The sequence below is a fragment of the Paenibacillus taichungensis genome, from assembly GCF_047302525.1.
Taxonomy (GTDB): Bacteria; Bacillota; Bacilli; order Paenibacillales; family Paenibacillaceae; genus Paenibacillus; species Paenibacillus taichungensis_B.
This window is the reverse complement of record NZ_CP168020.1, coordinates 3,471,358-3,483,881: the sequence shown is the minus strand read 5'-3', so window position 1 is coordinate 3,483,881 and position 12,524 is coordinate 3,471,358. Positions and strand designations below refer to the sequence as shown.

Here is a 12,524-nt window from a genome sequence, read left to right as displayed (position 1 = left end):
GTTTACCGCATTATGTAAACGATTACAAGAAACTATAATGGAGGAGAAAGAGAGTTATTAGATAAAAAAGGGAGGTAATATGTATGAAGTTAAGCAAGAAATTCCTTCTAACTGCACTGTGTATCGTTCTCACGGGAAGTCTCGCAGCTTGCAGTAGTCCTGAATCCACAGAAAAAGGAACCGGAACATCAGCTAAAACCAAGATCACCTACTGGACTGGAGACCGCCACGATTCTGAGTTTGTGAAAGAGACGATCGATAAATTCAATGAAACGAATAAGGATAACATTGAGGTGGAACTGGTCATCAAGGGAGACGATTTCGATCAAGCACTAGATATGTCTTTTCAGACTTCAGAGCCACCGGATATCATTCGTGTTAAAGAAAACACCATACAGACTTTCTATAAGAAAGGGTTCCTTGCTCCAATTGACGAGTTCCTCACAGAAGAAATAAAAGATACATTTCCTGTTATGGAGGATCTGAACAGCTTCGATGGAAAACGCTATAGCTTGCCGAACTATGGTACAACGATGCGTCTGATTTACAATAAAGAGCTTTTCGCCAAAGCGGGTATTGAAAAACCACCGACGACATTGAATGAGTTGGTCGAGGCAGCCAAGAAAATTACGGAAGTGGGTAAGTCAAACGGAGCCTACGGTTTCGCACAGAATTTCAAGAGTCCTTCCAGCGCCTTGGGCCGATCTGCCCGTGTTATTGCAGAAGTAAGTGGTTATGGAGGGTATGGTTATGATTTTAAGACAGCTCGATATGACTATAGCGGCTTTAAATCCATTATGGAAGCATTTAAGCAAATCAAGGATGACGGAAGTATGTTGCCGGGTGTCGAGTCGCTTGACATTGATCCATTACGCGCTCAATTCGCTGAAGGGAAAATCGGAATGTACTTGTCCTTTTCTGCTGAAGCGGGGGTCTACCAATCTCAATTTCCAGCCAAAATCGATTGGGCCGCAGCACCTGTACCTTCCATTGACGGCAATTTCAATGGTGCTTCTGGATTCCTAGGGGGCCAATGGCTGGCAATAAGTTCAGAGACCGAAAATAAGGAAGCAGCTTGGAAGTTCCTTGAGTATATGTATAATGAATCTGTCCTTCAACAATATCAAGAGAATGGCTTTGGAATATCCATGGTTCCTTCAGTAAGCGCTGTTGCAGCAACGCCAGAGGTTAAAGGTATAGAAGGTTTCCTGCCCAACAAGTACGACGGTGTCTGGCCGGTCTACCCAACCGTGCCGGTACATGGTATGAAGTCTGACGACGCCTTCGTAAAGTACATCCTAAGCGGAGGTAATCTAGATTCTATTATCAACGATTTGAATACACGTTATAATGCCGCTTTGGATACAGCAATTGCAAGTGGTGACGTGAAAGCCGAGCCTATTGCGGATTTCGATCCAGCGGAACTTGCAGGAAAGTACGTAAAATAGAGGTGTTTTCAAAGGGTGGGGCATGCTCCATCCTTCATTAAATCATATAGAGATTGCAAGGAGTTGAGAGGATATGAATAAAGCAAAGAATCTAGCTTTTTCATACAGCTTTCTTTTGCCCAGCTATATTCTAACCATTGTTCTGGGTATTTACCCGATTATGTGGGCCATGAGATATATGTTTTACGATTACAAAGGGTTTGGGACTGCACAATTTGTAGGACTGGCAAATCTAGAACGAGTCATGACAGATCATCAGTTCTGGGATTCAGTAGCCAACACGTTCGTTTATGCTGGAGGCAAACTCCTGCTATCGATACCGCTTGCTCTGATATTAGCCGTCATTCTGAATTGGAAAATTAAAGGGAGAAATCTGCTAAGAGCCATTATATTTATGCCTACGATCATTAGTACAGCAGTTATGGCGGTCGTATTTTTCACCATTTTTAACTCGTATAATGGCATCCTCAATCAGTTCCTTCTGAAATATAAATTGATCGGCAGTGCCATTGATTGGCTGGGCGTTGATTATGCTATGCTGACGATCATCCTCGTTGCTGTATGGGGGGCGGTTGGGAACTACATGCTTTTGTTTTTAGCAGGCCTTCAAAATATCCCGGAAGATGTGTACGAGAGTTCTGCTCTAGATGGGGCTAACAAATTCCAACAATTTCGCTACATTACCATTCCAATGCTGGGCCCTGTCATGCAAATGATAATTATGCTAGCCATTATTAATGCGCTAAAAGGTTATGAGAGTATTATGGTGATGACCGATGGCGGGCCAATTGGAAAAACCAATGTCATGTTTTTATATGTATATAAATTGTTTTTCCCGCCTGCGGGTTCCACGGCATCTACACAAATTCAAGAATTTGGCTATGGTAGTGCTGTGGCTTTTGTCACCGCTGTTATTGTCGGCATCATCACGATACTTTACTTTTATGGATCCAAACGGATGAGTCATAACGAATAAGGGAGGAACGTTCATGAGAATCGCATGGAATACCGTACTGTGGGCGTTTCTGCTAGTGGTCGCATTTCTAACGCTGTTTCCTATAATTATCACCCTGCTCGGTTCCTTTAAAACGAATGCCGAACTTACTGCCGGAGCGACTATTCTTCCAGCTATTTGGCAGTTCACCAACTATATCGAAGCATGGAAACAGGCGAATTTTTCAACATACACACTAAATAGTGTATTTGTTGCCGTCGCGTCAACCATAGGAACATTAATCGTCTCGTCCATGGCAGCCTATGTCGTGAACAGAATGGACTTTATCGGCAAAAAACTATACGTCAGCATCCAGGCATTTACTATGTTTGTAGCGATCGGAGCCGTCGTTCTCCGACCTCAATTCGAGCTGATGATTAAACTTCATCTGCATAATACGCTGTGGGGCGTAATTCTGATTCTGATCAGCACACATGCTTCAGCATTCTTTATCCTGCTCAGTTTCATGAACGGAATTCCCAAAGAGCTTGATGAGGCTGCACGCATCGATGGGTGCTCTCCGGGCAGAACATTCTGGAGAATCATTATTCCGCTGCTTACGCCTGGGCTCGGTGTGTGTGCGTTGTTTGCCTTCCGGGGAGCATGGAACGAATACCTGATTCCGTTTGTGTTTACGCTCAGTAAACCCGAGCTGCAGACATTGACCGTGGGACTAGCCAATCTGAAGTACGGTATCTCGGCTGCTTCACAGACACACTTCATGATGGCGGGGGCATGCCTGTCCATTCTCCCGATCCTTATTGCTTATATTTTTGCTAACAAATCCTTTATGCAAATGACTGCGGGCTCCTTAAAGGGCTAGTAGTATTCTTAACATCATCAGGAGGAATGGAAATGAATTCACCTTATATCGGAAAACTCGCATCAAGTTCTGTAATTAAACGTTATCTGAACAACCCGATTCTAGATGCTTCTTGCGTCCCATATCCCACGGCACTTGTGTTCAATGCAGGCGTAACGAAATTCAATGGAAAATATGTGATGGTTTTTCGAAACGACTACGGCTCTTTGGAGCAGCAGACGATTGAGGCTCATCATACAACAGATCTTGGTGTTGCCTTCAGCGATGACGGGATTCATTGGGAGGTACAACCGAAGCCGTGTTTTAAGCTACATGACCAAGAGATTATCCGCGCCTATGACCCAAGGCTTACTGTAATTGATGGCCGCTGTTATATGTGTTTTGCCGTAGACACACACCATGGCATTCGCGGTGGTGTGGCCGTTACCGACGATTTTGAAGAGTTTGAAATATTGAGTTTGTCGACACCGGATTTGCGAAACATGGTACTATTCCCGGAGAAGATTGGCGGGAAATTCATGCGGCTTGAACGGCCGTTCACAGTATACAGCCGCGGGGGAGTCGACCGATTCGACATGTGGATATCAGAATCTCCGGATTTGAGGTACTGGGGAAATTCCGACTTGCTGCTTGCTGTTGAAGATGTACCATTTGCCAATGATAAGATCGGTCCTGCAGCTCCCCCCATCAAGACAGAGCAGGGGTGGTTAACTACATTTCATGCCGTTGATATTGACCCTGCAAGAGGCAAGAACGGGTGGGAAACATCGTGGCAGAAACGGTATACTGCAGGCTTAATGCTGCTTGATTTGGATAATCCCAAAAAAATAATCGGCATGTATCAGAATCCGCTGCTGGCACCAGAAGCTAGCTATGAGATCGAAGGAGGCTTCCGTAACAACGTTATCTTCCCAGGCGGAATGGTACTTGAAGATGATGGTGAGGTTAAGATTTATTATGGTGCAGCAGACACGGTTGAATGTCTCGCAACAGCCCACATCGATGATTTGATCCAGTTATGTCTGAAGGGTTAACAGGAGGGGATGAGACAATGACTATATGGGATCTCTTGCAACATCCTCCTGCTAATTATCGTACAGTGCCATTCTGGTCTTGGAATGACGATCTGGATAAAAATGAGCTCGAACGGCAGATCGAAGAGATGCACAAAGCTCGAATCGGAGGTTTTTTTATACATGCTCGTGGTGGTCTTACTGTACCATACATGGGAAAAGAGTGGATGGAGGCCATACAGATCTGTATCGAGAAAAGTCAGGAGCTTGGGATGGAAACATGGCTCTATGATGAGAATGGTTGGCCTAGCGGTTTCGCTGATGGAAAGGTGCCTGCACTTGGGGTGGCTTATCAACAGAAGCGGTTGGCTTATGAAAGGGCTCCTTTTAATACAGGTAATAAAGTGACGATTGCCTCCTACGTCCAGTCCGAGGAAGAACTGCATTTACTCACCGCTGACGACACACGTAATCCTGACTTCCGAGTATATTACGAGTTGAATCCTTATTATATCGACACGTTAAGCAAAAAGGCTGTAGCTGCGTTCATTGATTCCACCTATAATGCTTACTGGGCGGAGTTCGGTGATCAATTCGGCTCTGTGTTGAAAGGAATATTCACGGATGAACCGCAATTTGGACGCGGAGATCTTCCATGGTCGCTAGAAATCGAAGATGCCTTTCAGAACCAGCACGGGTATTCGCTGCGCAAGGTACTTCCAGGTCTGTTCCTGGAAACCAAGGACTGTCGCAGAATTAGGCATGATTATTGGTCATGTGTCACCACATTGTTTACTGAGTCCTACGCAAAGCAAATTGGAGAGTGGTGCGAGCAAAGGGGATGGTCAGCTACCGGTCATGTTGTGGACGAGCAAACCCTTATGAGTCAAGCGACTTCAGTAGGTGATCCACTGCTATTCTATGAATATCTGCAAATCCCCGGTTGTGACTGGCTTGGACGTTCTGTGAGCGAAGAGCCGGTTGTTCCTAAGCAAGTTAGCTCGGTTGTTCGCCAGTTGGGCAAAAAGCAAGCCATCACGGAGAGTTACGGCTGTTCCGGTTGGAATGTCAGCTTTCAGGATTTAAAGCGGATTGGGGAATGGCAATTTGTTCATGGGATGAATCTAATGTGCCAACACTTGCAAGCCTACTCGCTGAGGGGACTTCGTAAACGGGATTATCCACCATCTTTGTTTTACCAGCAGCCTTGGTGGAGGTACTATTATCACTTTAATGATTACTTTGCCCGTTTGTCCATGCTCCTTGTGGAAGGAGCACGGCAAGCTGAGGTATTACTGCTACATCCCATCCGAACCGCTTGGGTGGAACTGGAGGGTTCTAACTCATCAGAGGTTGAGCAATATCATGAATCGTTTGCACAGCTGTCTCGCTGGTTGTGCCAAACGTTTATCGAGCATGATTATGGAAGCGAGGGAATTATTGAACGTCATGGCAAAGTAGAGGGAAATCTTTTTTTTGTAGGTGAGGCTGGTTACCGAGTGGTTGTTGTTCCGCCGAGTGTGACCTTAAGTGAGATGACGGTGAAATTGCTTAATCAATTTGTATTGCAAGGAGGAAGCTTAGTCGTATTTGAACCTGTTCCGTTCCTCATCAATGGACAACCGAGTGAAGAAATCAGTCGGTTAGTGAACGCTGCAGTGAATCCCGATTGGAATCGCAGTGCCTTGGTAGAATCTGTTTCCAGAACCGTTTCTCCATCGATCTCTATCGTTGACAAGGAAGGACTCCCTATCGTATCGGATATGGTCAATATCCAGACACTTAAGTTAGAAGATTCCTATCTCTATTATCTGGTGAATTCCGGAGAAAAGTGTTATCCAGACGTAGAGGTGACTCTCCCTCGAAAGGGTACACTGTCCCTAATTGATTTGGAGAGTGGTGATATCAGGCCACTAAACTATACTGGGGCAGGTAACGGCGTCAAATTGAAACTGACTTTGCACCCTGCTCAATCCTATGTCATCAGACTAGTTCCGATGGAAGATCAATCGCAAGTGGATCAGGTAACTGAACTCAGAGTAGACCATTCAAAAGTTAACAATCAACAACTAAATGAATTATGGAAGATTGATCATATCGATCACAATAGCTTGACTTTGGATACCTGCAGGTATCGGTTGGAGAATGGTGAGTGGTCTGAGTCGCAGCCTCTCATTTTTATCCAGGAAAAACTATTAAAGATTGGTTATCCTGTTCAAGTCGAATTGGAATTCGAATTTCAGATCGCCTATGATCTTATGATTACGCGGGAAATGCATCTGGTATTGGAAAATCCAGAGAAAGCGCGAATTATTATTAATGGAAGCAAGATAGCATCTCATAGCTGTGATTGGTGGAGAGATGTATCCTTCAAGAAAATTGATCTAAGTGGTTTCCTTCAACATGGTCGAAATACTATCAGCTTAACATTGGATTTCTGGAACTCTCCTGAAACGTATGAAGCTATGGAACGTGCTCAAAGTTTTGAGTCTGAGGGGAATAAGCTGACATTTGATACGGAGCTTGAAAGCGTGTATCTAGTTGGTCATTTTGCAGTGAAATCGGAGTCTCCTTATAAAAATGGAGAGCATGGTGTTATATATACAGATGGTCCATTTGTACTTGAAGAACTTCCTCATCAATATGTACTGACAACTGATCTAGGCTGTCAGGGCTTACCTTTCTTTGCAGGCAGCATTCGACTGATGCAGACGGTTGCAATAAATCTGGAAGATAGCGCTTCATGGCTATGGCAGTACGGCTCACATCCGGATGCGATTGTTACAAGATTATCAATTAACGGACAAGAAGTTCGTACCTTTTTATGGGAACCCTATGAAGCAGATATTTCAGGATATCTCCAACAAGGAGAGAATTTGATTGAGCTGGAGTTGACCAGCAGTTGCAGAAACTTGCTCGGGCCTCACCATCATGTGAAAGGAGAACCAATGAAGGTTGGCCCAGACAGTTTTAAAAATACAGTCGGTTGGACGGATAGAGACCTAGACCCAGATATCAATTTGTACCAATCTCATTACGCTTTCGTTCGCTTTGGACTAAGTACATTACCACGAATAGTTATGATGACATGAAAGAGCAAGAAGATAGGTAAGTTTTTTGATTTTTACAAAAGGACATATCGTGTTAATCAATAATTCCCTTTCAGGGCAGATGCTCACTTAATTAATATGAGTATAACTCACCTCTCACAGTGGAAGGCGAGTTATACTTTGTGTATTTAATTAATGTGTGTAATCTGCCCTTTTTGTGGAATTACCCTCATTATCTGATTTTCAGATGAAGTTTATAATGATTGTGCTGGGAGAAATTGCATGCCGGTCGGACTGCAATTTCCATCCATTTTAATATGAAAGGGCTTTCAAAAAAAGATTAAGGAGGCAAATGTGATGACAATGATTAGAAAATTTTTATGCTCTACTCTGGGGTTGATGTTAGTTGCTACCATTTTTACACTTACCTCGAATGCCCAATCTGGACTAGGTACTCCGGAAGGAACTCGCTTGGCACCAGCTACAATTCACACTTATCAACCATCAGTGCGCTATTCCAACTCGGCCAACTATACTCTGAAAGCGAACGGGGTGGTTATACCGGTTGTCAAAGGATTCAGTGACTATGACTATGCACATTTTTCCATGTCGGAAGGGCCTGTTACGTATGAATTAACGATTTTAAATACCGATAAAGTGCATGAATATTCCATAAGTCCAAAGAAGCTCGGTATACAAGCTGACAAGATAGAGGGAAAAACGATTACCTTCACAACACAATCTGACGAATACCTGATCGTAACGATGAATAATCGTCAAACGCGCATGGTCATTGCTGCAGATCCGATGGAGACTGATGTTCCCGCCTCAAGTGGGGACGGCATTTTTAATGTTACAACCGCACCATATCATGTGGTGACCTCAGGCACACCAGGATCCGGAGTATCCACAAGAACGGCTTCAATTCAGCAAGCGATTGATGATGCCAGCCAGTACGGTACTCTTCAAGGAGACGGTAGACAAGGCATTGTCTATATACCGGCCGGAACCTATTACATTGGCAATCTGGTATTGAAAAGTAATACAGCAGTCTATATGGAACCCGGAGCAACGTTCATTGGTACAGGTAAAACAGTTGATTATAAGGAGCACTGGTTTAAGGATTCCATGGGTAGGCCAGCTACCTGGTGGATCTCAACTGCTTTCCAATCCGAAAATATCCGGATATATGGACGGGGGACGCTCGACGGAAACGGGCAAGCCTTGCACGATAATAAGACTACCAATGGTAAAGGAATGATCAATAATCTGGTTGTTCCAATTGCCACTTCCAATTTTGTCATGGATGGTATCCTTATAAGGGAATCATCGGGCTGGGCCGTTGTTACGGTTCGCTCTAATGATCTAACCTTCACGAATTTGAAATTGTTCAACAGTCTGGGAATGGGAGAGAATGACGGCATTGATATTTGCGAATCCCAGGACGTAGTTGTACAAAATGCGATCGGTATTTCCTTGGATGATCCATTTTCTACGAAAGCCTGGAAAGAGGACACTGACATCGCTTCAGGTAAAGTACCTTGGCCGGGAAATCCAGAACCGGTTCAAAATGTGTTATTCGAGGATACGATAGCGTGGACATTATGCTATGGGTACAAGATTGGTCAAGGCGTTATGCAGGATCAATCTAATATTGTATTCAGAAACGGAGTCGTTTATAAAGCCGCAGTGGGCTTCGCTATCCATCATAAATATGGGACCGGAATCGTCAGTGATGTGAGGTTTGAATCGATGGATGTCGAGGACATCAGTGGAAGTAACGAAGACAATAGTGCCTGGATGACCCTGTTCACGGTTAATGGTGGCAACCATGGAGTGGGACCCATTCGAGGAGTCACAGTGAAAGATATTATGGTGCGTGACGCAGGGGAAAGCTTTGCCAAGATTAAAGGATTGGAAGGAGCCATGATCTCTGATTTGACGTTTGAGAATGTCTATATGCCTGGTAGCAGTACCCCTGCACGTACGCTACAAGAGATGAATTTCCTAAATAAAGAGCATTACAGCGGAGTAACGATTAAGCCGGTTCAGAATAATGAGCCGCTTCCCTTAACTAATTTGGCGCTCCATCGTCCAGCGGTAGCTTCATCCAATGACGGGGTTGAGAACACCGCACCTTATGTGACCGACGGAAACTTAACAACCCGCTTTGGTTCAAAGCGCGGAGTGGACCCAGGCTGGATTTATGTGGATCTTGGAGAAACCAAAAAGATCAATGAAGTCAGGTTGTACTGGGAGGCTGCTTACGGTAAAAGTTATCGCATACAGGTAACTGACGATCCAAACCAGGAGGCGAATTGGAGGGACGTTTATAGCACCACAAACGGCAAAGGTGGTTTAGAGAGGATTACTTTTAACGAAGTGGAAGCTCGTTATGTTCGTATGTACGGAACCGCCCGGGCAACGATTTATGGGTATTCAATTTGGGAATTTGAGGTATACGGACCGGCGCAATAATTCCTATAGTTATGATTAATAACCTTGGTCGTTTAGTTTCTTCTGAAATCGATCCTGGCCATGTGTAGGCAAATCCCACGCTGTGAATGACTGCTCTACATGCTGGTTGCTTCAGGAGGTTAAGTCGCTTCGAGATGTGAATTTAGGTTAAGTTAATACAAGTCTGAAATCATATTGGCATTAAGCTAACGGGAAACGTTAGTCGAACAAAGCGAGATTAAAGAAAGGGCCATCCTGCAAAAGGATGGCCCAAAAACTTGCCGTTACAGATAGCACGGTGTGTGTATCGCACATACTGATACAGCGGAGAGTTGAGTTGAGAGTAGAAGCCACCACATGTGGAGTGTCTAATATGGATGATATTGAAAATGGACTTGGAGGCTTCATGTTCTAATTAATGAAGCTCCAGAAAATCCCTAGAGCAGTAAATCATTGACGATTGCGCTTGTACGACAGGGCGAACAGGAGGCCGCCAAACGTGACGAGCGCAATAAATATCAGCATCATATTGCTGTAAAGCACGGCTGCTTGACTGGTTACGGTCGCGATTAGGGGGGAGTTTAGCCACGACTTCGTCAGCAGTCCGCCCACACCGGCAATGCCAATACCTTCGGCAAGGAAACAGGCGAAGTTGAGCATGCCCATTCCGGAACCTGCTTCATCCGGCTCGAGCGTCTTGGCGACACTTGCCGAAATGACAGTTTTTACAAACGAAAGACCTCCAAACGTCAGGATCATCGAACCTGTAATAAGCCAAGGCGCTCGATCCGTATAGAAGAGTACGATCAGAAAACCGGCGACAATCATGCCAAGCCCGGACAACATCCCGGCGATATGGCCCCGGCGGTCAGCCAGCATCCCGCCGAGCATCCCGAACAAGATGACACTTAATGTGCCCGGGAACAGAATGGCGCTTCCGATGAGGCCAGTCGGCATATGGTACACCGCTCTCATCAAATAAGGCACCATGGAAAAGAAACCGGCGACCGTGCCGAGCAGCAAGGCACCGGTGAGCACACCAGCAATATACCTTTTCTTCCGAAATAGGAACGGTTCCAGAAACGGTGCCTGTTGCCGGCGGATATGAAGAGCGAGAAGCCCGAACAGAACCAGACTCGCAGTGAGGTAAATCCAATGGTAAAGCGTCGTGAACAGCGCAAACGAGAGAATGCCGACGGATAGCAGAATGGCCCCGGTAATATCGAATGATTTTCTTTCCGAAGTCTCGTCGGGCAGAGTCCGTAGTACGAAAGGAAGGGCTAGCAGCGACAGCAAGGGCAGTGCGAATAACAAGGACCAATGAATATAGTCGGAAATCGCACCTCCGATGACCGGGCCGATCCCCTCGCCAAATGCAACCACAGAGCCAATCAGGCCGAACGCCTTGCCCTGTTTTCCCGGTTCGACAATCTTGACGATGATCACCATAATAAGCGATGGAACTGCCGAAGCGCCAACTCCCTGAAAAAAACGCGCGATCAGAACGCCCGGATACCAGGTATGACACAATAGGCCGGCAATCGAACCGAAACCGTAGATCAGAATACCGAATAACAGCAACTTCCTCATACCTATATGTTCCGATATCTTGCCGTACACAGCGATGCCAATGGCGAAGGATAGCGAGAAGCAGGTATTGGTCCAATTTGCCGCCGACGGTGGAATATCAAAATAAGCGGCAATATCCGGCAATGTTACGTTAAACATGGTTTCGTTCATAACGCTGAAAAATGTTAAAATGCTCAGCCAAAGGATGAATCGTGACGCGTGAACTTCATTTCGATGTAGCACTTCCATATAACCCCTTTAAGATGAAGGGGAATCGCAGTTTATAGGGTCAATTATGCGTCTTCCCCCAAATATTGTACCCTTACAGAATTGTTTTGCCGCATGATATAATACGCCTCCAAATATGTGAAATTAAAAAATAAATCAATACAATTTTATCATATCCTGTTAAAAGAAGTAAGGAGATTAGTTGAAAGAATAAAGATCAACACATCGAAAATATTTCTCATATATATGGTTTTGCAAATTCCTATAAGGCGAAAAGAGTATTGTATTATTCAATAGATTCGGTGAAAACAGGAAATTAACCAGATTTGTAGTGAGTTCTTGGGTAAAAGCAATCAACCTACGAATTTTTCCGTCCAAGTCACGATATTGATTTAATTACGATATGAGACTATAGGAGGAACGCCGGTGACCTTAACAGGTGACCGGCGTTTTCACTTATTTTCTCGGCATTTTGCTCTCATCCATGTAAAGCAGGTTCCAGCGGTGACCGTCCAGGTCGGCAAATCCTGCACCGTACATCCAGCCGTCGATTTCACTCGGTTTGCCAAAGATGTTTCCTCCGGCAAACTCCACTTTTTGAATGAAGGCATCTACTTCTTCTTTGCTCTCAGCACCAATGGAAAATATTACTTCTGCGCTATGGGAAGTATCTGCTGTTTTTGAACCTGTAAATTTTTCAAACGCTGACTCCGGGAATAGCAGAATCGTTGTTTGACCTATGGAAAGCTTTGCTCTCTCGTTACCAACGCTCACCGCATGGAATCCAATCTCATTGAAAAAGGCAGTTGACCTCTCAACATCTTTGACTGGCAGGTTAATCCAGATATCCTGTGGCATGGTTGTAACCTCCTGGAATATATTTTTTACTACGCCTACTATACTCTACTTCTGGAAGCAGAAGCGAATTTTATAAAAGAGATC

The 12,524-nt window shown here is 44.7% G+C and carries 8 protein-coding genes; 6 read left to right on the top strand and 2 right to left on the bottom strand.

The features are described from left to right. Nucleotides 1–83 precede the first annotated feature (83 nt). From ACDJ58_RS15535 to ACDJ58_RS15510, 6 genes are all read left to right on the top strand, one after another. A complete protein-coding gene (locus tag ACDJ58_RS15535; RefSeq protein WP_413371774.1) occupies nucleotides 84–1,448 on the top strand; it encodes an ABC transporter substrate-binding protein in 1,365 nt (454 codons plus the stop codon). Between the two features lie 73 nt (nucleotides 1,449–1,521). Further along, nucleotides 1,522–2,424 carry a carbohydrate ABC transporter permease gene (locus tag ACDJ58_RS15530; protein WP_413371773.1) on the top strand — a complete coding sequence of 301 codons (903 nt, stop codon included), beginning with the start codon at nucleotides 1,522–1,524 and terminating at the stop codon, nucleotides 2,422–2,424. Nucleotides 2,425–2,437: 13 nt separating this feature from the next. Continuing rightward, on the top strand, nucleotides 2,438–3,265 hold the full coding sequence (locus tag ACDJ58_RS15525; protein ID WP_413371772.1) for a carbohydrate ABC transporter permease: 828 nt from the start codon (nucleotides 2,438–2,440) through the stop codon (nucleotides 3,263–3,265). 32 nt (nucleotides 3,266–3,297) lie between these two features. Continuing rightward, nucleotides 3,298–4,299, top strand: a complete 1,002-nt coding sequence (locus ACDJ58_RS15520; RefSeq protein WP_413371771.1) for a glycoside hydrolase family 130 protein — start codon at nucleotides 3,298–3,300, stop codon at nucleotides 4,297–4,299. 17 nt (nucleotides 4,300–4,316) lie between these two features. Continuing rightward, nucleotides 4,317–7,370 carry a glycosyl hydrolase gene (locus tag ACDJ58_RS15515; RefSeq protein ID WP_413371770.1) on the top strand — a complete coding sequence of 1,018 codons (3,054 nt, stop codon included), beginning with the start codon at nucleotides 4,317–4,319 and terminating at the stop codon, nucleotides 7,368–7,370. A gap of 315 nt (nucleotides 7,371–7,685) precedes the next feature. Further along, nucleotides 7,686–9,806, top strand: a complete 2,121-nt coding sequence (locus ACDJ58_RS15510; protein ID WP_413371769.1) for a discoidin domain-containing protein — start codon at nucleotides 7,686–7,688, stop codon at nucleotides 9,804–9,806. Between the two features lie 429 nt (nucleotides 9,807–10,235). On the opposite strand, the gene ACDJ58_RS15505 is transcribed toward ACDJ58_RS15510, so the two are convergent. Continuing rightward, the gene (locus ACDJ58_RS15505) at nucleotides 10,236–11,603 is read right to left on the bottom strand and encodes an MFS transporter (protein WP_413371768.1); all 1,368 of its coding nucleotides are present in this window, start codon (nucleotides 11,601–11,603) and stop codon (nucleotides 10,236–10,238) included. A 435-nt stretch (nucleotides 11,604–12,038) separates the two neighbouring features. Then, entirely contained in the window at nucleotides 12,039–12,440 is a 402-nt protein-coding gene (locus ACDJ58_RS15500) for a VOC family protein (RefSeq protein ID WP_413371767.1), read from the bottom strand. Nucleotides 12,441–12,524 lie beyond the last annotated feature (84 nt).

What these genes read in the sequence shown, in the direction of transcription:
- ACDJ58_RS15535 (WP_413371774.1), top strand. Translation starts at nt 84, where the DNA reads ATGAAGTTAAGCAAGAAATTCCTTCTAACTGCACTGTGTATCGTTCTC.
- ACDJ58_RS15530 (WP_413371773.1), top strand. Translation starts at nt 1,522, where the DNA reads ATGAATAAAGCAAAGAATCTAGCTTTTTCATACAGCTTTCTTTTGCCC.
- ACDJ58_RS15525 (WP_413371772.1), top strand. Translation starts at nt 2,438, where the DNA reads ATGAGAATCGCATGGAATACCGTACTGTGGGCGTTTCTGCTAGTGGTC.
- ACDJ58_RS15520 (WP_413371771.1), top strand. Translation starts at nt 3,298, where the DNA reads ATGAATTCACCTTATATCGGAAAACTCGCATCAAGTTCTGTAATTAAA.
- ACDJ58_RS15515 (WP_413371770.1), top strand. Translation starts at nt 4,317, where the DNA reads ATGACTATATGGGATCTCTTGCAACATCCTCCTGCTAATTATCGTACA.
- ACDJ58_RS15510 (WP_413371769.1), top strand. Translation starts at nt 7,686, where the DNA reads ATGACAATGATTAGAAAATTTTTATGCTCTACTCTGGGGTTGATGTTA.
- ACDJ58_RS15505 (WP_413371768.1), bottom strand. Translation starts at nt 11,603, where the DNA reads ATGGAAGTGCTACATCGAAATGAAGTTCACGCGTCACGATTCATCCTT.
- ACDJ58_RS15500 (WP_413371767.1), bottom strand. Translation starts at nt 12,440, where the DNA reads ATGCCACAGGATATCTGGATTAACCTGCCAGTCAAAGATGTTGAGAGG.